At 63.6% G+C, this 22,642-nt stretch carries 23 protein-coding genes; 15 read left to right on the top strand and 8 right to left on the bottom strand.

Annotated features, from left to right (window positions below; translation table 11 throughout):
- Nucleotides 1-11: 11 nt before the first annotated feature.
- Together EEB13_RS11100 and EEB13_RS11105 are read right to left on the bottom strand one after the other, a co-directional pair.
- The gene (locus tag EEB13_RS11100; protein WP_080711885.1) at nucleotides 12-869 is read right to left on the bottom strand and encodes a slipin family protein; all 858 of its coding nucleotides are present in this window, start codon (nucleotides 867-869) and stop codon (nucleotides 12-14) included.
- The gene (locus EEB13_RS11105) at nucleotides 866-1,336 is read right to left on the bottom strand and encodes an NfeD family protein (protein ID WP_033237083.1); all 471 of its coding nucleotides are present in this window, start codon (nucleotides 1,334-1,336) and stop codon (nucleotides 866-868) included. Before EEB13_RS11105 ends, EEB13_RS11100 begins: the two co-directional genes overlap by 4 nt.
- A gap of 327 nt (nucleotides 1,337-1,663) precedes the next feature.
- On the opposite strand from EEB13_RS11105, the gene EEB13_RS11110 reads away from it, so the two are divergent.
- Entirely contained in the window at nucleotides 1,664-2,932 is a 1,269-nt protein-coding gene (locus EEB13_RS11110) for a reverse transcriptase family protein (protein ID WP_141485261.1), read from the top strand.
- 10 nt (nucleotides 2,933-2,942) lie between these two features.
- On the opposite strand, the gene EEB13_RS11115 is transcribed toward EEB13_RS11110, so the two are convergent.
- Genes EEB13_RS11115 through EEB13_RS11130 form a run of 4 tightly spaced genes read right to left on the bottom strand, consistent with a single transcriptional unit; the run spans nucleotide 2,943 to nucleotide 6,872 of the window.
- Nucleotides 2,943-4,196: an FAD-dependent oxidoreductase gene (locus EEB13_RS11115; protein WP_141485262.1), complete on the bottom strand. Its 1,254-nt coding sequence runs from the start codon at nucleotides 4,194-4,196 to the stop codon at nucleotides 2,943-2,945.
- Between the two features lie 11 nt (nucleotides 4,197-4,207).
- Nucleotides 4,208-4,906: a maleylpyruvate isomerase family mycothiol-dependent enzyme gene (locus tag EEB13_RS11120; protein ID WP_141485263.1), complete on the bottom strand. Its 699-nt coding sequence runs from the start codon at nucleotides 4,904-4,906 to the stop codon at nucleotides 4,208-4,210.
- Nucleotides 4,903-5,739, bottom strand: a complete 837-nt coding sequence (locus EEB13_RS11125; protein WP_092805015.1) for a fumarylacetoacetate hydrolase family protein — start codon at nucleotides 5,737-5,739, stop codon at nucleotides 4,903-4,905. The genes EEB13_RS11120 and EEB13_RS11125 overlap by 4 nt, the downstream gene beginning before the upstream one ends.
- Entirely contained in the window at nucleotides 5,736-6,872 is a 1,137-nt protein-coding gene (locus EEB13_RS11130) for a cupin domain-containing protein (RefSeq protein WP_141485264.1), read from the bottom strand. The genes EEB13_RS11125 and EEB13_RS11130 overlap by 4 nt, the downstream gene beginning before the upstream one ends.
- 57 nt (nucleotides 6,873-6,929) lie before the next feature.
- On the opposite strand from EEB13_RS11130, the gene EEB13_RS11135 reads away from it, so the two are divergent.
- From EEB13_RS11135 to EEB13_RS11160, 6 genes are all read left to right on the top strand, one after another.
- Entirely contained in the window at nucleotides 6,930-7,697 is a 768-nt protein-coding gene (locus EEB13_RS11135) for an IclR family transcriptional regulator (RefSeq protein ID WP_141485265.1), read from the top strand.
- A gap of 75 nt (nucleotides 7,698-7,772) precedes the next feature.
- Entirely contained in the window at nucleotides 7,773-8,948 is a 1,176-nt protein-coding gene (locus tag EEB13_RS11140) for a cytochrome P450 (RefSeq protein ID WP_141485266.1), read from the top strand.
- Nucleotides 8,945-9,139: a ferredoxin gene (locus tag EEB13_RS11145; protein ID WP_045065909.1), complete on the top strand. Its 195-nt coding sequence runs from the start codon at nucleotides 8,945-8,947 to the stop codon at nucleotides 9,137-9,139. Before EEB13_RS11140 ends, EEB13_RS11145 begins: the two co-directional genes overlap by 4 nt.
- Nucleotides 9,136-10,263 carry an NAD(P)/FAD-dependent oxidoreductase gene (locus EEB13_RS11150; protein WP_141485267.1) on the top strand — a complete coding sequence of 376 codons (1,128 nt, stop codon included), beginning with the start codon at nucleotides 9,136-9,138 and terminating at the stop codon, nucleotides 10,261-10,263. The genes EEB13_RS11145 and EEB13_RS11150 overlap by 4 nt, the downstream gene beginning before the upstream one ends.
- A 24-nt stretch (nucleotides 10,264-10,287) precedes the next feature.
- On the top strand, nucleotides 10,288-11,211 hold the full coding sequence (locus EEB13_RS11155; protein ID WP_141485268.1) for a LysR family transcriptional regulator: 924 nt from the start codon (nucleotides 10,288-10,290) through the stop codon (nucleotides 11,209-11,211).
- A 222-nt stretch (nucleotides 11,212-11,433) separates the two neighbouring features.
- On the top strand, nucleotides 11,434-13,095 hold the full coding sequence (locus EEB13_RS11160) for an MFS transporter (protein WP_141485269.1): 1,662 nt from the start codon (nucleotides 11,434-11,436) through the stop codon (nucleotides 13,093-13,095).
- A gap of 12 nt (nucleotides 13,096-13,107) precedes the next feature.
- Here EEB13_RS11160 and EEB13_RS11165 read toward each other — a convergent pair whose 3' ends face one another.
- A complete protein-coding gene (locus EEB13_RS11165) occupies nucleotides 13,108-13,695 on the bottom strand; it encodes a TetR/AcrR family transcriptional regulator (RefSeq protein WP_045065917.1) in 588 nt (195 codons plus the stop codon).
- A gap of 148 nt (nucleotides 13,696-13,843) precedes the next feature.
- Here EEB13_RS11165 and EEB13_RS11170 point away from each other — a divergent pair, with 148 nt between their 5' ends.
- The 8 genes from EEB13_RS11170 to EEB13_RS11205 all read left to right on the top strand — a co-directional run bounded on the left by EEB13_RS11170 (nucleotide 13,844) and on the right by EEB13_RS11205 (nucleotide 22,130).
- A complete protein-coding gene (locus EEB13_RS11170; RefSeq protein ID WP_141485270.1) occupies nucleotides 13,844-14,857 on the top strand; it encodes a phosphotriesterase in 1,014 nt (337 codons plus the stop codon).
- A gap of 57 nt (nucleotides 14,858-14,914) precedes the next feature.
- Nucleotides 14,915-15,868, top strand: a complete 954-nt coding sequence (locus EEB13_RS11175) for a phosphotriesterase (RefSeq protein ID WP_045066811.1) — start codon at nucleotides 14,915-14,917, stop codon at nucleotides 15,866-15,868.
- Between the two features lie 14 nt (nucleotides 15,869-15,882).
- Nucleotides 15,883-17,010: an FAD-dependent monooxygenase gene (locus EEB13_RS11180; RefSeq protein WP_045065919.1), complete on the top strand. Its 1,128-nt coding sequence runs from the start codon at nucleotides 15,883-15,885 to the stop codon at nucleotides 17,008-17,010.
- A 12-nt stretch (nucleotides 17,011-17,022) separates the two neighbouring features.
- Nucleotides 17,023-17,940 (top strand): alpha/beta hydrolase, encoded by a 918-nt coding sequence (locus EEB13_RS11185; RefSeq protein ID WP_045065921.1) that lies wholly within the window; start codon nucleotides 17,023-17,025, stop codon nucleotides 17,938-17,940.
- A gap of 1 nt (nucleotide 17,941) precedes the next feature.
- Nucleotides 17,942-18,883, top strand: a complete 942-nt coding sequence (locus tag EEB13_RS11190) for an MBL fold metallo-hydrolase (protein WP_141485271.1) — start codon at nucleotides 17,942-17,944, stop codon at nucleotides 18,881-18,883.
- A gap of 13 nt (nucleotides 18,884-18,896) precedes the next feature.
- Nucleotides 18,897-20,618 (top strand): CocE/NonD family hydrolase, encoded by a 1,722-nt coding sequence (locus EEB13_RS11195; protein ID WP_141485272.1) that lies wholly within the window; start codon nucleotides 18,897-18,899, stop codon nucleotides 20,616-20,618.
- Nucleotides 20,619-20,811: 193 nt separating this feature from the next.
- The gene (locus tag EEB13_RS11200; RefSeq protein WP_141485273.1) at nucleotides 20,812-21,471 is read left to right on the top strand and encodes a TetR/AcrR family transcriptional regulator; all 660 of its coding nucleotides are present in this window, start codon (nucleotides 20,812-20,814) and stop codon (nucleotides 21,469-21,471) included.
- Nucleotides 21,468-22,130 carry an enoyl-CoA hydratase-related protein gene (locus EEB13_RS11205; protein ID WP_045065928.1) on the top strand — a complete coding sequence of 221 codons (663 nt, stop codon included), beginning with the start codon at nucleotides 21,468-21,470 and terminating at the stop codon, nucleotides 22,128-22,130. Before EEB13_RS11200 ends, EEB13_RS11205 begins: the two co-directional genes overlap by 4 nt.
- Here EEB13_RS11205 and EEB13_RS11210 read toward each other — a convergent pair.
- Complete coding sequence (locus tag EEB13_RS11210; protein ID WP_257013276.1) at nucleotides 22,095-22,640, bottom strand: AAA family ATPase; 546 nt, start codon at nucleotides 22,638-22,640, stop codon at nucleotides 22,095-22,097. The genes EEB13_RS11205 and EEB13_RS11210 overlap by 36 nt on opposite strands.
- Nucleotides 22,641-22,642: the final 2 nt, after the last annotated feature.

Genomic DNA, 22,642 nt, shown 5'->3' on the forward strand with positions numbered 1-22,642 from the left:
CCGAAGCAACGCTACCGCGGGATCGGCGGCGACAACGGCGGGCGAATATCCAGACCATTAGGTCGCGGCTCGGAAGTCACCGGCGTGGCCGATCCGGACTCGTCCTGCTTGTCCTCGCCCCGGTTCCCCAGGAACGGACGAACCAGGTCGAGGGGCAGCGGGAATACGACGGTCGAATTGTTCTCGGCCCCAATCGCGTGCAGCGTCTGCAGGTAACGCAATTGCAGGGTGGTCGGGTTGCGGCTGATCACGTCGGCTGCGTCGGCGAGCGTAGCCGACGCCTGGAATTCGGCTTGCGCATTGATGATCTTGGCTCGCCGTTCTCGTTCGGCCTCCGCCTGACGGGCGATGGCGCGCTGCATGTTGGCAGGAATCTCGACGTCCTTGATCTCCACCGTGGTGACCTTGACTCCCCACGGTTCCGTCTGTTGATCGATCACTTTCTGCAGGTCTTCGTTGAGACGTTCACGTTCGGAGAGCAAGGCGTCGAGGTCGGCCTTGCCGAGGATCGACCGCAGAGTTGTCTGCGCAATCTGCGACGTAGCTGCCAGGAAATCTTCGACCTCGACGATTGCGCGATCGGCATCGACCACTCGGAAATAGGTGACGGCTGTGACTTTTGCCGGCACGTTGTCGCGCGTAATGACTTCCTGCACCGGAATTTTCAGTGTCACGGTCCGTAGGCCGACCCGCTCCATCCGATCAATTGCCGGAATGAGGATTACCAGACCCGGCCCCTTCAACGCGATCAACCGCCCGAGCCGGAACACCACTGCACGCTCGTACTCTCGCAAGACCCGAATCGACATGCCGACCAGCGTCACGAGAAGCAGAACAACGATGCACAGGGAAATGAGAATGGTGGTCATAGCAACTCCCACGGTTCACGACGGCGCACTGTCAGGGTCAGACCCCGGACCTGCTCCACTACGACAGGATCGCCGGCCTTCGGAACAGAATCGTCACTGAACCCGAAATCCATTCGGGCGTTCCACAATCCACCCGCAGCCTCGACCTGTCCGCGCGAGCCGTCCCAACTGCGAACCGTCGCATCGGATCCGATCAGCGATTCCACTCCGGTGCGCACAGGTGCATGCCGAGCGGTCAGAACTTTCCGGCTCGCCACCGCGGTAACACCCAGGCCGACCACTGCAACCCCTGCCGTCACCGGAATTGCAATCACCTGGCCCGCATCGCCGGAGGTGAAGAGCAACCAGACACCCGCCCCGATCAGGAGCGCACCAAGACCGCCGAGCACCCCCGCAGTCGGGGCATGTGCCTCGACCACCATCAACAAGACACCCAACAGCAGGGCCGCGATACCCAATGTCGTCATCACTCGTCTCCACGCTCACGAGGACTCGGTCGCGTCGCGTAGCCATCGTGCGATCGGGCCCTCGACATCAACGGTAATCACGTTTGTCCGGATCTGCCACAACCTGAAGTGATCCACGTGACAGATACCGGACGGTCTGCCATTGTGAAGGGATGCGGCGGCGCGTGGGTGAGAGTTGGTCCACGCGACCAGTCTCAGGGGTAACCCCTGGGTCGGCCAGAAGAATTGGATACTGCGTCCGACGGCATTCGGCACGCTCCGCGTGCTCCCCGCCGCCCCGGACAAAGGATTTGGTCACCCCGCGCCGCCGCATCCCGGAGTCGAATCATGAGTGACTTCGAACTCGACGCCGAATTGGCGCGTCGGCTGGCAGACGCAGCCGACGACGCACCGTGGACCGTCGGCGGCCTCGAAGAGGCATTCGCAACCGTCTTCGGTGTTTCCCCGACACTCCTGGCGGTCCGAGTCCTCGATCTCATGCCCGCCCCACCGTTCGAACCGCAGACTCTGTACCGATTGCTTCGCGAACTACCTCGCCTGCGGCCTGTTCCTCTCTCACTGGACACCAATGAATCTTCGGTGTGGCGGTTCGACGTTCCCCGCTACAACACCAGTGCCGACCTGGCCCGCTCCCTCGATCTCACAATCTCGGAACTCGAGTGGTTCGCCGATCGAGGTGAATGGCTACGCACGAAACCTCTCCCGCTGCGCCACTACCGGCCCATGCAGATCAGCAAGAAGGCCGGCGCTCGACTACTCGAGATACCCAAACCAAGGCTGCGCGAAATTCAGCGGAAGATCCTGCGCCGCATACTCGATCAAGTACCAGCACACGAGGCGGCACACGGATTTGTCCGTGGTCGAAGTCCCTTGACATTTGCAGCGCCGCACGCACTGTCGGAAATCGTGATCGGTGTGGACCTCGCTCAGTTCTTCCCGTCCATCACCGGCGACCGTGTTCACGCGATCTTCACCGCCCTCGGCTACCCGCCCGCCGTCGCGGAAGTTCTCACCGGATTGTGCACTGTTGCAACGCCTGCCGATACCCTGCGCGGAGTGCCATACGCACAGGCGTCACAGTTGCGAACGGCGCACCTGCCTCAGGGTGCGCCGACGTCGCCTGCGCTCGCGAATCTTGTAGCGCGGGGGCTCGATATCCGGTTGAGTGGGCTGGCGAAGACGAACTGGCTCACCTACACCCGCTACGCCGACGACCTGGCGTTCTCCGGAATCGAAGTGACTGACGTCGGCACCCTCCTGTGGACGGTCGAACAGATCGCCGGAGACGAAGGGTTCGCCGTCCATCCACGGAAGACAAAAGTGATGCGTCCGCACCGACGCCAGCACCTCACCGGCCTGGTCATCAACAACCAACCGTCGTATCCGCGTGACGAATACGACCGATTACGCGCCCTGCTCCACAACGCTGCCAATACCTCTGCCCAGGAACAGAATCGAGAGGGAGTCGCGAACTTTCGCGCTCACATCTACGGCCGGATCGCGCACATCGGCGAAACCAGCCCTACGCGCCGACGCACGTTATTGCGGTTGGCCGACCGTGTCGATTGGGGCGCCGAGATTCTCGAGTCGGACTGACCCATGAATTTCAGCGATTCGCGACCAACTCGGCGGCCGAGGCCAGAGGGACGATCGGATACAGCGGCGGCTCGTCCTCGGGCACCAGGGCGGTCGGCCCGTAAATCCAGTCGGTGTAGGTGTAGTCCTGTGTGCCGCGGGCTCGCAGCAACAGATTTCGCTGCTGCCGTTCCTCGCCGTCGAGGTGCCACAACTCGCCCCAGACGCGTGCCGTCGTCAGTACCCGGCGGCAGTGCTCAGGGCGAACGGCCTCATAGGCCGCGAGAGCTGCGTCCCAGTCGATCACGCCGTCGGCACTCCGCAGACGGGCAACATGTTCGGCGAGCACCCAGCCGTCTTCGATCGCCATGATCGCGCCCTGCGCCATGTACTGCAACGGCGGGTGTGCCGCGTCGCCGAGCAAAGCGATCCGGCCCGAAACCCACGTCATGATCGGGTCTCGGTCGTACATCCGCCACCACTTGTCACGCCACATGAACGGGATACCCTCGCGCACCTCCGAACAAGAATCAGCGAATGCCGCGTCGAGTTCATCAGGTGTGCCCCAGTCCTCCTCACCTGCAATTGCTTTGGGTGACTCGAAGACGGCAACCTGGTTGAGCATCTCGCCGCCGCGCAGACCGTAGTGCACAAAGTGATGCCCCGGCCCGACGTAGACCACGACCTCCGACAGATCGACGGGACGGTCGGCCAAATCCGCCACCGGCACCGTGCCACGATAAGCGACGTAGGCGGACGACACAGGTTCATCGTCGATCAACAGCCTGCGTGCAACCGAGTGCAGACCGTCAGCCGCGATGACCACACCGGCCTTGTGCACTTCACCACTCGAAAGACGCACCTGTGCACCGGTATCGGAGTTTTCGTAGGAAACGGCCTTGGCGTCGGTGACAAGCTCGACTCCGGCACGCTCGCACGCACGCAGGAACAGTCCGTGCAAGTCGCTGCGGTGGATGACCAGGTACGGAAACCCGTATCGGCGTTCGAGATCGGTCAGGTCCAGCTTCGTCAGCTCCGACGCGTCGACGGCATCACGCATCACCATCGACGTGGGCACGACGCCAAGGCTTTTGGCCTCGTCCAATAGGCCGTACTCGTTCAAGATGCGGGTGCAGTTCGGTGCGAGCTGCAGGCCGGCGCCGACCTCACCGAACTCGGCGGACCGCTCGAGCACTCGCACGGTAAGACCCTGGCGCGTCAGGGCAAATGCAGCGCTGAGGCCGCCGATGCCGCCACCGACAACAATGACGTCAGGTGTGTTCATGATTGCTCCGTTCACAGCCACGCCGGCAGTGCCGGCACAGGAGATCCGTCATTGGTCGACAAATCGTGAGGGCGGCCGCTCAGATAGGCGACCAGGTCGGCAAGCGGACCGGCGACGCTAACCGGTGCATCCGCGCCGGGGAGGTTCCAGGCCACCGAAGCGTCGGTGGATTCGATCCGAAGCGCCACGCCAGGCACCGCGCCGCGCTTGCCCACGATGTCATTGCCAAGTGCCACAAGGAAATCGGCCGGAAGATCGGCGAAGGTGACGCCAGTACCGAGATCAACGGCATGGACGCACACCTCCCGCGCCCGCATCCACGGGATCTCCGTGGCTGGGACGGTCCGACCCTGGGCCGTCACGATCAGCTGGGTCCACTGCTCATCGGAGAGTGACCCCATAGCAGCGTCGAGCTTCTCGGCCGAGGACCGCGGCCACGCAAGCAGAGTGGCCGCCGGCAACTGGGAACCTTCCTCGATCCCACGGGCGCGGGCGTCGGAGGAGGCGTACATCGGTGTCTCCTCGCCGGTTTCGGCCCAATGAACGAGGTTACCGAGCGCTTCGGCGTTGGCGGCGACGTGAGCGAGGAGGTGGCGCCGACTCCAGCCCGGAAGCCCAGACGGCGCAGCCACACCGGCGTCATCGAGGCCGTCGACGCCGCTCAGGAACAGCTGCGTTCCGTGCTCCATCCAGCGCCGGGCGTCAGTCATTCCTTCACTACCTTGTTGGTGCACGCACCGAGGCCCGAGATAGCGGTCACGACGGTCTCGCCGCCGAGCAGGTAGACCTTCGGATCGCGGGCATGACCCACGCCGGCGGGTGTGCCGGTTGCGATCATGTCGCCCGGGTTGAGGCGTGTGATGGTCGAGATGTACTTCACGAGCGTGATCGGATCGAAAAGCAGTGTGCCGGTGTCGTCACGCTGCATGACCTCACCGTCGACGGTTGTCGTGACCTCGAGAGCCGGGCGGACTCCGCCGACCTCGTCCGGCGTCACGAGGAACGGCCCAACCGGAGTCGTGGAATCCCAGATCTTGCCCTGGGTCCACTCGATCGTGCGGAACTGCCAGTCGCGCACCGACACATCGTTCATGACGGTGAAACCGGCAATCGCAGCCTCGGCCTGAGCATCGTCGGCGCGGCGCACCTGCTTGCCGATGACGATGACCAGCTCGACCTCCCAGTCGAAGGCCTCGGTCTCGTCGGGCCGGACGATATCGTCGTTCGCGCCGATCAGGCTGTCGGCGAACTTCGGGAACAGCGTCGGATACGACGGGAGCTCGCGGCCCATCTCCTTGATGTGATTCGTGTAGTTGTGACCGACGCAAATGACCTTCGACGGCTGCGGAACTACCGGCGCGAAGTCGGCACCTTCGAGCGGGTACGTGGTGGCATCGTCGGCGGACACAGCTTCTGCACGACGTTTCCAATCCTCATGGGCAAGAAAGATTCCCAGATCGCTCTCACCGAGGTCGACCAGGCGGTCGCCGTCGAGCTTGACTGCGCGCGTCGCTGCGCCGGTGCGAATTGTCGTGAGCCTCATCGTGAAATCTCCATTCGGTTGAGCTGCAGTGCTTCGAAGACGGGTGCGTCGCCGAAGCGGAAAAGGTCGAGTGCGCCGGAATCCGAGTCCGTTTTTCCCGCTTCGGATTTCGCGGAGAACGGCGTCCAGGACGGAACGACGAAGAGGTCGCCGCGGGTCACTGTCCAGGTGCGGTCGCCAACAGTCACCGTGCCGGAACCGTCGAACACCTGGTAGACGCTCGAACCGGTCTCTTTCACCGGAGCGGTTTCGGCGCCGCGGACGATGCGGTGGAACTCGGTGCGCATCGTCGGCAGGACGTCGCCGCCGGTGTGCGGGTTGGTGTAGCGAACCGCCGCGTGGCCGGGTTCGACTGTGCCGCCGTAACCTTCGGCTTCGATCGCGAGCTGATCGCGCAGTGCGCGGTCGGTGAACTCCCACTTGTACGAGAGCAGTGGGCTGCCGGGAGCGACCTGCGTGGCACTGAGCGGGCGCAGTCCGGGGTGACCCCACAACCGCTCGGACCGGGAGCGCTCGGGAGTGATGCGCTCGGCGTCACTGATCTCGTCGCGGCCGAACTCGAAGAACTGCGCTTCCGTCAGGTACTGGAACGGGATGTCCAGGCCGTCGATCCACGCCATCGGCTTGTCGGTGGCATTGTGGTGGGCGTGCCAGTTCCAGCCCGCCTGCGGCAGGAAATCGCCGCGGTTCATCGAGACGGCGTCACCGCCGACGACCGTCCAGACGCCGGAGCCTTCGACGACAAATCGGAATGCGTGCTGGGTGTGGCGGTGCTCGGGAGCATCTTCGCCCGGCATCAAGTACTGGATCGCCGCCCACAAGGTGGGGGTGGCGAAGGGTCGGCCACCCAGCGACGGGTTTGCCAGCGCAATCGCACGACGCTCACCACCGCGGCCGACCGGGACGATCTCGCCGGCTTGCTCCGCAAGGCGTACCAGGTTCTCCCACTTCCACAGGTGCGGGACAGCGCGCGAGCGCGGATGAGCCGGCATGAGATCGCCGATCTCAGTCCACAACGGCACCAACAGTTCTGACTCGAAGCCGCGGTAAAGCTCCTCGAGCTCTGGGGTCACATCCGGCTGGCCTGGCGCGTCGACGGCGTGGAGCCGGACGGGGGAGTCGGTCGAAGTCATGACATAAGAGTGACTGGATTATTCAAGACAGAACACTAGATTCTGCTATACAGAATTATGGAGAAGCCACAGAAGACCCCGCCGGCGTATGCGATCGCCAGCGTCGACCATGCACTGAGATTGGCGACAATCCTGCAACTGGAGGGAAACCTGACCGTCGCGGAAGCGGCAGAGCGACTCGGGGTCGCCAGATCGACAGCACACCGACTACTGCAAATGCTGGTCTATCGGGACTTCGCGGTGCAGCACCCCGGCCGTCAGTACGGCGCCGGACCAGTCCTGGAACTGGCCGAACACTCGCGCTCCGCGACCTCGTTGCTTCGATCGGCCGCGCTGCCGCACATGGAACTCCTGGTCCAGGCGGTCGGAGAGTCTGCCAATCTGACCATTCGCACCGGCGTCGAGGCCCGGTTCATCGTCTCGGTGGAGTCCGCCCAGGTACTGCGCGTCGGATCACGCGAGGGCATGGTCTTTCCGGCACACCGCCTTTCCGGCGGTTTGCTACTGCTCGCCGAACTCTCCGCCGACGAACTGGGCCAGGCCTACGAGAGCAGGTCAGACGCGGATGTGACCGACCAGCCGGACCTGCCGAAACTACATACCGAGCTGGCGCGGATCCACAAGCAAGGGTTTGCGGTCAACCAGGGCCGCTCCGAGCGCGGTGTCGTGGCCGTCGGAGTACCGGTGCGTGATGCCAACGGCAAAGCCCTTGCCGGACTGTCTGTTTCAATCCCCTCCGTGCGCTACGACCGGCAGCAGCTGCCATCCCTGGTAGCGACCCTGCGCATGGCTGCCGATCGCATCGAGGCGGACCTGGCTCACTGAACATCAATTTGATGCATGTTTCTCTATGCAAAATATGAGTTGGATTTATGTGACTGCAGTCACTTCACTGGGTGTATGCCCAATTCTCCCGCCACTTCCACCGTCGACTTGTTCGCCGACGACGTCCTGACCGATCCCTATCCGATTTACGCCGAACTCCGCGAACTCGGCGCAGTGGTGCATCTGACCACCAATGACGTCTACGCCCTGACGCGCTACGACGCGATCCGCGACGCGTTGGCTGATCCCGGCACGTTCTCGTCTCGCAGCATCGGATTCAACCCGATGGTCAACGAGGCATTAGAAGGCACGTCGCTGGCGTCGGATCCACCTGTTCACACCGAACTACGGGCGACACTGACGGAGAACCTCTCCCCACGGGCGTTGCGCGGGCTCGCGGGCCAGATCCAGAGCAAGGCCGATGCCCTGGTCGCGGACCTGGTTACCCAGGGATCGTTCGACGCCATCGATGCGCTGGCACGCGCATTTCCCCTCGAGATCGTCGCTGACCTGATCGGCTTCACCGGCTCGGTGCGCAACGACATGCTGCGCTGGGGACAAGCCGCGATGGAGGTTATCGGCCCGATGAACCAACGAACTGCCGAGAACTTCCCCGTTGCCGGAGAGCTCTACGGCTGGTGCGCGCAAGTCCGCGCCGAGGATCTGGCACCAGAATCTGTGGGCCGCGGCATATTCGATGCCGAGGCCCGGGGAGCGATCCCGCCCGATACTGCAGGCAAGATCATCCACCAGTATCTGGGCGCGGGAGTCGATACGACGATCGCCGCGATCGGCAACATCGTCGCGCTGTTCTCAGCCTTTCCGAACCAATTCGATCTAGTCCATCAGAATCCCGAGCTGGCACCGGCAGCATTCAACGAGACGCTCCGCTTCTGGGCGCCGGTGCATGCATGGGGGCGCTTTGTCACCAAGGATGTAGAGATCGACGGAACGCTGGTCCCGGCCGGATCCCAGGTTGCGATTCTCTTCGGCGCGGGCAATCGCGACTCACGGCATTACGAGAATCCCGACGCCTTTTCGGTCGAACGGAATCCGGTGGACCATCTTTCCTTCGGTTACGGCTCGCACGGCTGCGCCGGGCAAGGGCTGGCTCGTCTGGAAGGCCAGGCTGTCATCAGGGCACTGGCCAAGCACGCTCGACGGATTGTGGCTGCCGATCCGATTCTGTTGCCCAGCAACATTACTCGCTCGATCAATCAACTCGACGTCCTGAAAGTGATCCCCGCATGAGAATCGTGCTCGATCGGCCCCGTTGCGAAGGCCATGGTCTATGCGAAAGTGTTGCCCCCGAGTTGATGCACCTCGACGACGAGGGCGAACTGGTCCTCGACCTCGAAGAGTTCGCCGAGGGAAGCCGCGAGCTTGCCGACGCCGGCGCAGCTGTCCGGGTCTGCCCCGTCGCCGCACTCAAACTGGCATGAACGGCGCTGACGCTCGTCGACGAATTCTGGTGGTCGGCAATGGAATTGCAGGCCAGACAGCCTGCGACAGCCTTCGAACCGCCGGATTCGACGGCAGCCTGACCATCGTGGGGGACGAACCCTGGACGGCATATTCACGGCCGGCACTCTCCAAGGCACTCCTGGTCGACGGCGGCTCCCCCGAACTGGCTTCGCCGATGCACCAGGCCACCGAGCTGCTCGGGGTGGCGGCAGTCGGTCTCGACGTCGAATCACGCCGGGTGCACCTCGACGACGGTACAAATTTGCCGTACGACGGACTGGTCATCGCGTCCGGTTCACGGGCTCGCCGGCTGGGAGGCGTGGAGAGTGCGGAGCTGACGCTGCGCACGCTCGACGATGCCTGGGTTCTGCGCGAACGACTGGCCGCCCAGCCGTCCGTCGTAGTCGTCGGGGCCGGCCCGCTGGGCATGGAGATCGCATCAGCGGCCATTGCCGCGCGTTGCCAGGTCACAGTGGTGGCCGACGGCAGGCCGATGCTCTCGCATCTGGGTCCACACCTGTCTGAAGCGTTCACCGCGACCGCGGTGGCGCAGGGACTGACCATCGTCGACGGGTCGGCCGCTCGCATCGACAGCCCTCGCGGAGTGATCCTGCGGGACGGATCGCGGATCGAGGCCGAGCTGATCGTCACTGCGATCGGCGATATACCCAACACGGAATGGTTGGCTACCAGCGGACTCGCAGACGGCCGTCTCGAAGCAGATTCACGAGGGCGGATTCGGCCGACCATCGTGGCAGCCGGGGACGTCACGGCCATCCCCACGCGTCAAGGAATACGACGGATTCCGTTGTGGAGCAGCGCAATAGAACAGGCAAAAGTTGCCGCCGTCGCACTCTTGAGCGGCGATGACGCGCCGGAGCTCGACCTCGATCCGTACTTCTGGACCGAGCAGTTCGGGTTGAACCTCAAGGCCACCGGTCACCTGCCGGTGGTGGGCGAACCCAAGTTCCTCGTCGGCGAGCGCCCAGAAGGACCGTCGGTGATGCGCTGGACTCACGACGACGGCCGCGGCGTCGCCGTCGCGGTCAACCACCGCATCGCGATCCCGAGACTGCGACGCATGGCCTCGACCGCCGGATGACGCAGGCCGCGTAACTTCGTGTGGATGAACCAACCCCGGAACCACGAGGGCGATCTCGGCCTGGAGCGCCTCGGCGGGGTCAACCTCAACCTGCTGGTACCGCTGCTTGCGCTGCTCGAAGAGGGTTCGGTCACGCGAGCCGCCGCAAGGGTGGGCATGACCCAACCCGCGATGAGTCACGCCCTGGGCAGGATGCGCCGGATGATCGGGGACGATCTGGTCGTGCGGCAGGGGAGCGGACTGGTGCTCACTCCGCGCGCGCTGGAGCTGATCGATCCATTGCGTGAAGTGCTACGCCAGACTGCGCGAGTGGTGAACTTCCCAGGCTTCGACCCTGCTCACGACAGCCGCACCATCACAGTTGCGATGACTACCAGCACCGCTTTCGTGGTCGGGGCGGAGTTGGCGAGACTGATCGCCGAGCGGGCCCCGAATGCGACGCTGCGCATCCGCAATTTTGTCGCGCCACAGGCTGCCGACTTCACCGACAACGGCGTGGACGTCGTACTTCTGTCAGAAGCCTTTCATTCGCCGTACCCGCGCGAGCGTCTGTACGAGAACCGGTGGGTGGTGATCGCCCACCGAGACAGCGACCCCGAGGCATCTGCACTGGAACTGCTGACGTCGTTGCCTCATGTCACGTACGACTCCCGTCACCGCGTGCCGCCGTACGCCTCGATGGACGCGCACGGAGTGGACTACCGCATCGGGACGTTGATCTCCGATCACCTGCTCATCCCGCACCTGGTGGCAACGGCCGGTGGAGTTGCCTTGCACACCTATCGCGTCGCGGTCGCGATGGCGGAGCGGGTTGACCTGCGGATCGAGGAGTTCCCGCTACCGGTCGCACCGCTCGTCGTCGACATGGTGTGGAACCCACGCCTGGCCGATGCCGAGTTCAAATCCTGGTTGCGGGGGATTCTCGTCGAAGTAGCCGCGCCCAGCTAGCACCCTTTTCCTCGATTTCACACCCCTTTCAGCGCGCTGGAAGGGGTGTGAACTTTGCCGAAAACATGCTCGCTCTGTCCACCATTACCCGCGATACAGAATTCGCTTGACAGAGAGTAAACCGATGTGACACCTTGCTCACTCAGTGCGTGACACGTATCACAAGCGCGCTCGGACTGCCGATCCGGCGGTTCGGAATCCTCGAGCAAGGAGCTCACAGAAATGAGTAACCCGACTGCGCGGCCATCGCGCTACGTAGCGACTCTCGTAGCCGCATGCCTGGCCGTCATGGTGGCCCAGGTGGCGTACTCGCTGCCCGGCGCCCTGAACGGAACCTTCCAGCAGGACTTCAACATCTCCGGCGCAGAACTCACGTGGATCAGCGCCGCTTTTGCCACGACGATGGTGGTGTTCGAACTGACCTTCGGCGTGCTCGGCGACATGTTCGGCCGCAAACGACTGCTACTCGGCGGAGCGCTGCTGATCGTCGTCGGCGCAGCCCTGTGTGCAAGTGCGCAGGAAGTTCACCTGATGTGGATTGGCCAGGCCATCGCGGGCATCGGCGCCGGCGCGCTCTACCCGATCTCGCTGGCGATGATCGCCGCTGCAGCGCCCGACGCCCAGGCCCGCGCCAGGGCGATCGCACTGTGGGCGGGCTTCCTGTCCCTCGGTGCCGCACTCTCACCGATGATGGCCGCCGTGCTCACCGAATTCGGCAGCTGGCGTTGGGCTTTCGGTGCAGTGATCGCCGCAGCACTGATCTCGTTTGTCGTTTCACTGGGCGCGCAGGACTCGTCGTCGCCGGAAGGCCGCAAGCTCGACCTGCCCGGCCAGGCAACGTTGGCGGTCGGCCTGATCGCCCTCCTCTGGGCACTGACGCAGGGATCCGAGATCGGTTGGGGCAACACCACGATCGTCGTCGGCTTTGTCATCGGCGTCGTATCCCTGGCCGCGTTTGTCGTCATCGAATTGCGCACCGAAGTGCCACTTCTGCACCTGAATCTGTTTGCCAACCGGGTCTTCGCGATCTCGGGTATCACCGCCGTCGTCGGCATGTTCGCGTTCCTGGGCCTCTGCTTCTCGATGAGCATTTGGCTCGGTGCGGTTCAGCATGTCTCACCGCTCAAAATCGGCGTGTTGTTCCTGGTCATCCAGGGTCCCGCGTTCCTGCTGGTACCGCTCGTATCCCGCCTGATCCACAGCGTTTCACCGCGTTGGGTGCTGACGTCGGGCTTTGCACTGATCGCGATCGCCGGCTTCATCTGCTCGCAGTTCGACGTCCGGACCTCGACGTGGACGGACTTCATCGTGCCGATGCTGCTGCTCGGCGTCGGGTTCGCCTTCACGGTCGCGTCGATCACCGCGGTGGCCATCAACACCGTGCCGTTGCGCTTGGCCGGCATGGCCAGTGCCACGACAAACCTGTTGCGTGACTTCGGCTTTGCTCTCGGACCCGTTCTCGTCGCCGCTATTGCGAACAGTGTCGCCAACAACGAGGTCAGGGACGGCCTCGGCGCGGCTGTCGGTGAATCCGATCTCGGTCAGGCTCATGCCGGCGCTGCCATGGGGATCGGCGAGCAGGGCGGCGCGATGGCGCTCAACTCGATGCCGGTCATTCCGGTGCCGACCGATCCGAGCCTGGCACCCGGACCTGACAATCCAATGCTCGCAATGCCTTCCGCCATCAGCGATCTGGCGTTCTCGTCGCTCGGTAGCGGTTACAGCCTGGCGTTCCTGGTGTGTGCGCTGTGCGCTGCCGCGTCCGGTGTCCTGACCCTGTTCGGACTCTTCGGAAGCCGCCCGGAGTCCGAAGCCGCAGTCGATCTGGGCACCGACGTACTGCATGAGATCGCCAATGTGGCCGACGACGTCAACGTCCGATAAGGCCGGTGAACCTCAGTTGTCCGCTGCGAGCAGGTAGCACCAGGATTCGGTGATCTCGTCGAGGCAGATCTCGCGCGGGGTCCGCCAGCCGATGGAGAAGTAGCGCCGCGAGAGGTGCTCGAGCTGACCGAAAGCCAGCACGCAGCGGATCCGGCGCCGGTCGGCCGGCAGACGCTTTGCCGTGTCCAGCCCCGCGGTCATGTCCTCGACGGCGGACTCGAACCACTGCTCGGTCTTGGCCTCGACGTCCGGCTCGTATGACGCCTCGTAGGACGCGGTGAGGTAGGGCTTGATCTCGTCCCATTGGGAGAACTTGCGGTCGAGCCACGCGTGGATCTCGCCTCGCGAGCCGGAGGCAACCACCGCGGTCAGCGTGGGGTTGTCGGCCGCGGTGAGGATCGCGTCGACCTTTGTCAGCAGCGCACTCATCACGTCGGCCTTGGACGAGAAGTGCAGGTAGAAGGTAGTCCGGGTCGAACCTGCGGCCGACGCGATGTCGTCGATCGTGGTCGCGGAGTAACCCTTCTCGCCGAACAATTCCAGCGCCTTGGCAAGGAAGAGCTCGTAGGTCATCTGTTTTTGAGCGGCGCGAAGCGACATGGCCACAGATTCTAGCCGCAGCAAAGCCACAGATCAGTGCGACAAGTCAGATGCCTGTTAACCAACTCACTTGACGCTTTGTAATGTTAATGGCTACTGTGATCGCTACCACGTCATGCCGGCATGACGATGACGAAAGGAAATGCCGATGAAGGTCGACCAGATCGCTGAAGGCAACACCGTCAACACCGTTCTCGGCCCCGTTCCCGCCGACCAGCTGGGTGTTGTCGCGGTCCACGAAGCACTGCTGTCAGTGCTTCCGGGTGCGGAATACGCATTCGACATCACGATGGACCGCGCCGACATCTTCGAGACCCTGGCGGACAAACTGAAGGACTTCCGAGAACACGGCGGAGCGACGATCGTCGACGCCACCGGCATGTTCCACGGTCGCGACGTCAAGCTGTACGAGGCTCTCTCACGCACCACCGGCGTGCACATCGTCACGTCGACGGGCCTCGGTCCGGAGGAGATGCTCGGCGGTTATTTCCTTACGCCGCAGACCAATCCGCCGACGCCCTGGCCGGCGGAGAAGTTCGCCGAACTATTCACTCAGGAAATCGCCGATGGCATGGTGATTCCGCGCGTAGAGCGTCGCGGCATCCCCGGACTGGTGGCTACCGCCGCGAATCACGAGGGAATGACCGCCACCGAGGAAAGCCTGTTCCGCGGAGCGGCCCGCGCCGCGCTCGCCACCGGCACCCCTGTCTCCATTCGCTACGGCAACGATGCGGTTGCCGACCTCGAGATCCTCGCGGACGAGAAGCTACCGGCCGAGCGTGTCATCGTCGGCGGACTCGACCGAAAGGATGCCGTCGCCGCCGGCGCCCCGGCCGAAATCGCCCGCCGCGGCGCCTATGTCGCGCTGGACCACGTAGGCACAGCAGATGACGTCCACATCACCGACGCCGAGCGTGCCGCTTTGGTTGGCGAGCTGGTCGAGGCCGGCTACGGAAACCGGATTCTGCTCTCCAGCAACGCAACCGGCGTCGCCAAGGGTCATCCCGGGAACGATCTGCCGTTCAGCTACATCCTGTCGACGTTTGTCCCCGCCCTCACAGCGCAGGGGCTGAGCGAGCTGGATGTGCAACGCATCCTCGTCGACAACCCGCGCGACTTGCTCAGTGCGTCAGGGGCTACGTCGACGCGAGCCGTGGGCTGACCCCACCGCGACAACGGATAACCATCCAATTTTCGAATCTTCTTAGAGGTGAGTGTTGTGTCGAGAGTGAACACCGTTCTGGGGTCGATCCCCGCCGAGGAACTCGGGATCGTGGCCATCCACGAGCACATCGGGTATGGCATGCCGGGCTCGGAGCTGGACACGAAGTGGTGGAAGACCCCCGAGGAGCGGTACTCCGAGACCGTCCCCAAGCTTCGGAAATTCCACGAGTACGGCGGCGGAACCTTCGTCGACGTCACCGGAATCTGCAACGGCCGTGACGTCGACTACTACAAGTCACTGTCCGCCAAGACCGGCGTCCACATCATCGCGTGCACCGGCTTTGTCGGCGGCGACACCGCACTTCCGTTCTTCGAACGAGCAAGCGTCGAGTACCTCACCAGTCAGTTCGTTCACGAGATCACCGTCGGTATCGGCAATACCGGCAGCAAGGCCGGTGTCATCAAGGTCGGCGTAAGCCGCGGTGGCCGGATGACGGATCTGGACAAGCGCATCTACCGCGCGGCCGCTCGCGCTGCGCTGAGCACCGGCGTGCCGATCCTGACGCACCTGGCTATCGACGCCGAGAACGCAATCAAAATCTTCAACGACGAGGGCTTGCCGCTGGATCGGGTGCTGTTCGGGCACGTCGACGACGGTGTGAACGCCGACAAGACGCGTGACACCTGGATTGCCGAACAGGGTGGACGCGTCGGCTTCGACACGTTCGGCTACGAGACCGAACTCCCGGACCCCCCGTTTTGGGCGCGCCCCCGCAAGGAGCGTCTTGACCACTTCCTGCGCTTCCTCGGCAAAGGCCACTTGGATCAGGCACTCGCGGGCGTCGACGCCAACTGCAGCCCGCTCGGATGGCCCGGCGTCAAGGGCCACACCCTGAACTACCTCTTCGAAGACCTCATTCCCGACCTGCGCGAAGCCGGGTTGGACGAAGCCACCATCACCAAGTTGTTCGTCGAGAACCCGGCCGACTTCTTGACCATCCAGAACTGACAAGGACAAGAACAATGCAGTCTTCAGAGCTCGAGAACCTGAAAATCGCCATCGTCGGCGCGGGATACGCTGGTGCTGCGGCAGCCAAGGCCCTGAGCCTGCTCGGCGCCGATGTCAACGTGTACGAGCAAGCTAGCCAGATCCGGGAGGTCGGCGCCGGCATCGGTCTGCGTCCGTCCACCATGGATCGCTTCCGCCAGTGGGGCATCTTCGACGCCGTCGCGCAGGTCAGCTCACCGAGTGACTACTTCGAAATCCTCACGGGCACAAATGATCCGATCATGAAGGAGGAGTGGCCCGCTGTCCCCGGCGACACCGAGGGCACCAAGACTCACCTGATCCACCGCGGCGACTTCATCGACGCTCTACTCGGCGTACTCCCCGAAGGCATGGTGCATCTCGGCCACAAACTCGAGACCCTCGAGGACAAGGGCGATCGCTCCGTCCTCACCTTCACCAACGGCACCACCGTCGAAGCCGATCTGGTCATCGGCGCCGACGGCATCAAGTCGGTTGTGCGTCAACAGCTTTTCAGCGACAAGGGCCCCGTGTTCTCCGGTGAGCACGCGTACCGCACGGTCATCTCGGTTGACGACGCCTACGGGATGGCGACGGACGACAACCTCCGCATGTACATCGGACGGGGCACGAAGGTCTACCTGCTGCCACTGCGCCACCGCGGCCAGGTCTCCTTCGACATCACGGCGCTGTGCCCGGACAGCACGTGGGCGCCGACGATCACCAAGGAAGACATCCTGGCGACACTCGAAGGTTTCGACGAGCGGATCGTGAACATCGCTCGCGACCTCGACATGGACACGGTGAGCATTCGCGCGGTCTACGACATCGACCCGGTTGACGTGTGGCACACCGACTCTGTTGCCCTCGTGGGCGACGCTGCCCACTCGATGCTGCATCACCAGGGCCAGGGCGCGAACTCGGCGATCCTGGACGCCGGCGGTCTCGCCGACGCTCTGAAGGAAGCAGATTCCGTCAAGGAAGCACTGGCGTTGTACCAGGCAAACCGCAAGCCGGTGACGGACGAGCTGCAGCGCATCTCGCGTCAGGGCTGGACCGAAGACGAAGTCAACGACGTGTTCCCCGGCCAGAAGACGGCAGCTCAGCCGGCTGCGACCAAGTAAGGAAGCCACGACATGCCCTTGCATCCCCAGATCGCTGAGCTCATCGCCACTCTGCCGGCCCCGCCCGAGGGACCGCTCGACCCGGCGCTCATGCGCGCCGGCGATGAGACGCACGTAGCTCCGCTGAAAGAACGTCTGCCACTGCACGCTGTCGAGGACACGACCGCGGGCGATGTGCCCGTCCGGATCTACACACCGGTCGACGCCGACGCGTACGGACTGTTGGTGTACTTCCACGGCGGCGCGTTCTTCCTCGGCAGCCTGAACACGCATGACCACGTTGCGCGCAACCTCGCGAAGGAGACCGGCCTCAAGGTCATCTCCGTCGACTACCGTCTCGCTCCCGAGGCGGCCTTCCCGGCCGGGCTCGAGGATTGCCACGCGGTAGTGCGCTGGGCAGCGGAGAACGGCGAGGCTCTGAAGTGGGACGGGAAGACGCTCGCACTGGCCGGCGACAGTTCTGGTGGCACTTTTGTTGCCGCCGTCGCTGCACTGGCACACGACGAGGGATTCGACCGCATCACGCACCAGGTACTGCTCTACCCCTCGCTGGATCTGGACTTCGACGTCGATCGCTACGAATCCCTGCGGGAGAACGCCGAGGGGTACGGCGTGGAGACGGCCGGACTGAAGGGCTTCAACAGTTTCTACTTCGAGAGCGGTGCGGACGCGGCGAACCCGCTTGTCTCACCGATCAAGCGTGTGGATCTTTCCGGGCTACCCCCGGCACTGATCGTCACGGCCGAGTACGACCCGATGCGCGATGAGGGCGAGTTGTACGGCCAGCGCCTGAAGGAAGCCGGCGTCGAGGTGACGGTGAGCCGCTATGCCGGTGCCAACCACGGTTTCGCGCAGAATTTCTCCTGGATCCCGGAGTACCACAAGGTGTTCGGGGAGACTGCCGCCTTCATTCGTTCCACCGGTGAGTGACATGACAGACGACGTGAAGATTCATCCGCTCGTCTCGCCGTGGGGCCGATTCGGCCTCTACAGCTTCCTGATCGACGCCCCCGAACTCGCAATCGTCGACACCGGGATCGCGTCGTCGCCGGCGCAGGGAATGACCCCGGCACTCGAGGCAATCGGACGCCGAATCGAGGATGTTCGCTGGATCCTGCTGACTCACGGCCACATTGACCACATCGGTGGCGCTCACGCACTGTGGGAACTCACGGGCAGGCGTGCGCAGGTTGTGATCCACGAGGCCGACGCACACCTGTTGCGCTCGCGGCAGGCGCACGTCGACGAATACCTGACGGGGCGTGGGCGATACCTCGACGACCCGCAGGGTGTGGAGAAGCAGATGGCGTCGACGAAAGCTGTCATCTCCGGCGAGATGGAGCCGTCCATCCTGGTTCGAGGCGGCGAAACCCTCTCCCTCGGTGGCGGTGTCACCGTATCGGTGCATTCCATCCCCGGCCACACGGCCGGATCGGTTGCCTACGTGGTTGACGGCCAGAACGACGTGTTCGTCGGCGACGCCGTGCAGGTCCACGGAGCGGCCAACGGCTTCCCCGGCTACGAAGATCCTCTCGCGTACCGGTCGAGTCTTCAGTACCTGCGTGACGAGATCCGTCCGAACCACCTGTATCTGGGGCATCCGTACCGCCGGGCCGACGGCGTCGCCTACGGCGTCGAACTCGACCGCGACCAGGCGTCCGAGGCGCTACGCGAGAGTGTCGACATCGAGGTCGGCGTCCGCGGCGCAGCGCACCAGTGCCTGTGCGGCGGTCTGCCGGAGACGGACTCGGCGTACTCACCGTTTGAACCTGTCGCCGACAAACTCGGCTACGAGGGCGACCCGAGTCTCGAACCGTCCCCGTTCTTCACGACGATGCACGGCTACCGCACTCAGTACGACGAAGAAGAATAGGAGTCGTTGACCCATGGCCGAATTCGAAACATTCAACGCAGGTGGACAGGCAATCCACATCCGCAAAGATATCCGGATCCCGATGCGCGACGGGATCGAGTTGGCGGCAGACGCCTACGAGGGCGTCGACGGAAAACCGCGGCCGGCACTCGTTGCACTGAGCCCCTACGGCAAAGAGCTGCAGGCGCTTGCCCTGACCACGCCGCCGCAACGACGCCCCAGTCCGATGTGGGACGGCTGCATCGAAGCCGGCGACATCGCGCGCATCGTCAGCGAGGACTACGTTCACGTCATCGGTGACCTACGCGGCTCCGGTGCGTCCGAAGGCGAGCACATCGGCAACTACAACGCCGGTGGCGTCTCGCTCGGACAGGATGCCTACGACTTCATCGAATGGGTTGCGGCACAGCCGTGGTGCGACGGAAACGTCGGCATGGTCGGCATCTCGTACTTCGGCTCGATGCAGGTGCTGGCCGCCGCCGAGCGTCCGCCGCATCTGAAGGCGATCTTCGTGAGCGGCGGCCACTACGACTTCTACGAGACCACCTACCACGGTGGCATCATGTGGTTCATGCCGCGCGCAGCCCGTGAAGGTCGCGGCGGCGACTCCGGCTGGGCATTCACCGACAACGTCAAGTCCCGCATGCTCGAGGCGTACAGCCCCGAAGAGGTCAAGAAGCGCGTCGCCGAGCGCCTCCAGGATCCCGACGTCGCCGCCTGGCCGAATCTGGTTCACGTGCTGAACTATCCGAAGAACCACGAAGCCTGGTTCGACATCGTGATGAACGAGTTGGACGGCGACTGGTACGAAGAGCGCAACCCGATCACCCTGGCCCCCAACATCGATATCCCGGTTTACCTGCAGATCGACCAGGGCCGCGGCTGGACGATGGACGGCACGATCGAGCTCTTCGACGCGTTGAAGGGTCCCAAGAAGCTGGATATCGGCCCATACCCTCCGATGCAGTCGCGCCCCTTCATCGAAGAGCACGACAAGATGTTCCGCTGGTACGACTACTGGATCAAGGGCATCGACAACGGTGTCATGGACGAGCCAGCCGTGAGCGTCTTCGTCGAAGGCTCACGCGAGGTGGCCACCGGAAACCAGTGGCCACCAAAGGATATCGAGTACAAGTCGCTGTACCTGCGCCCGCGTCACAAACTCGCCACCGAACCGGAGCCGATGGGCGCCGAGTACGCCGCCCCTGACGGCTTCTACCAGGCCCCACTCACCGTGACCGACAAGGTCGAGATCCTGGCCTGGAGCACACCGGTTTTCGAGGAGTCCACGGAGATGATCGGCACCGGAGCCGCGCACATCTTTGCGGAGATCGACCAGAGCGATTCGAATTTCATTCTGCGCCTGTGGGATTACGCACCGAACGGAAAGCGTCAGCTGATCACCTCCGGCTATCTGAAGGCCTCGCACCGCGAGTTGGACGAGCGAACCACCGAGGGCAACCCGCACCACCCACACACCCGTGCGGTGCCGGTCGAGCCGGGCAAGATCGAGGAGTACGTGCTGCGCCTCTACCCGTTCGCGAATACCTTCAAGCCGGGCCACAAGCTCACAGTGGAGTTGTCCAACGCAGAGCCGTTGGCCGACGAGCACAACGCGCTGCTCCCGCCGGACGCGTTCCACCTGCCCGTCGGTCGTCCCGTCACTCATAAGATCTACCGCGACGCGGCGCATCGCTCACGGCTCGTGCTTCCGTTCACGACCACGACTAGTTAGCCGCGCACGGCCAGCGCGATTGGCCAGCGCTGATTGGTCGAGTGAGCACCCTTTTCATCAAGCTCGCACCCCTTCCAGGGCTCTGGAAGGGGTGTGAGCTTTACAGAAGGGGTGCTCACTTCAGCAGGCTCTGACGGCTGGATGATCCGACCACGCACTAGTAACAGAGCAGACGCTCTGTTACTGTGCGTTCATGCCTCGGCCACGCGTCCACGATCTCGACACACTGCTCGATGCTGCCGAAAATCTCGCCGCCACTGCCGGGCCGGCCGCAGTCACGGTCAGAGCAGTATCCGATACAACCGGCGTTTCCAACGGCGCGATCTATCACGCATTCGGCTCTCGCAGTGGCCTGGTCGGTAGCGCGTGGCTACGCGCCGCACAGCGATTTCTCGCACTCCAGCAGTCGAGAGTGGATGACACCCTACGTAATCCCTCACCGCCCGCCGCAGTCGACGCAGTGGTCGCCGCCGCGGAAGTGCCGGCGATCTTCGCGCTGGATTACCCACATTCCGCACTACTTCTGTTGACGATCAGGCGCGACGAACTACTCGGCACCGACGTCCCTGCCGATATCGCAGAGCAACTCACACAACTCGACCGGGCGCTCGTCGAGTTGTTCATCCGGTTGTCGACGGCACTCTGGGGCCGTAAAGACGGAAGAGCAGTCGAAGCAATCGAAGCCTGTGTTGTCGGCCTACCTACCGGACTGCTCATCCACCCGGCCAAACGCGCCGACGGTTGGCGAGTACCCGATACAGCAGCACGCGCGCGGTTGGATGCTGCTGTTCGAGCCGTTCTGCGTCTCGACCCACCACTTCCCAAGTCCCGCAACACGAAAGGTCAATCATGACCCCTACGCTCGGCTTCGAAAACAAGATCGCCGTCCTCGATCTCGGCGACGACGAAAATCGCTTCTCCCCGGATTGGCTCGACTCCGTCGACAAGCTGCTCGACCAGGCTCTGGGCGAAGGCGCACACGCCCTGGTCACCACGGCTACGGGTAAGTTCTATTCCAACGGACTCGACCTCGACTGGCTGGGCGCACACACTGACAAGGCAAATTGGTATGTGCAGCAAGTGCAATCATTGTTCGCGCGGATGCTGACGTTCCCGATGCCGACCGTCGCTGCAGTCAACGGTCATGCCTTCGGAGCGGGCGCGATGCTCGGGGTCGCGCACGACTACCGCGTCATGCGCGACGATCGAGGCTATTACTGCTTCCCGGAAGTTGACATCAACATCCCTTTCACCGAAGGAATGGCAGCGCTCATTCAGGCCAAACTCAGTCCTGCATCGGCCGTCGTCGCCATGACCACCGGGCGGCGGTACGGCGGAAGCGACGCGCTTGCTGCAGGTCTGGTGGACGCCACGGCTTCCGCCGAAGCGCTGACCACCAAGGCAATCGACATCGTCGCACCGATCGGCCCGAAGAATCCGGGCACACTTGGCTCCATCAAATCGACGATGTTCGCTTCAGTGGTCACCGCTCTGCACACTGAGCGCCCGTAACGACGGATAATGCTCTCGCAGAGACGCTTCCACGTCATCGGCAACACTTTCGGGGTCTCGACCTTCGGTGCTGAGAACCAGGTCAACTCCGATCAACGACGGCATCGAACCGGCCAGGAGTCGTGACGCTTCCACCAGCTGCTCCAACCCTGCCCAGTTGGCCGGTTCACGCTCGATGATCCTGTTGCGCAACGTATCCGGATCGGCCTCTAGCCGTACCAGCAGGTGCCCGTCAGCCGCGGTCGCGGCCAGCAGAGCACGCCCGTAGTCGTCGTCTTCGACGGTAGCAGTGAGGAACAGGAGTTCATAACCCACCTCACGGTACGACGTGCAGAGCATTTCGACGTGCGCGATGGCTCGTTCGGGTCCCAGTGGCGGGTAACACCGCTCCAGTTCGTCAACCTCGATCATCGCGTTTCTCACGCCGGCCTCGCCGAGTCGATCGTGAAGCGCGGTCGAGACGGAACTCTTCCCCGCGCCCGGCGGGCCTGTCAGCAGCAGTACATACACAT

This window comes from Rhodococcus sp. WS3 (genome assembly GCF_003797085.1).
Taxonomy (GTDB): Bacteria; Actinomycetota; Actinomycetes; order Mycobacteriales; family Mycobacteriaceae; genus Rhodococcus_F; species Rhodococcus_F globerula.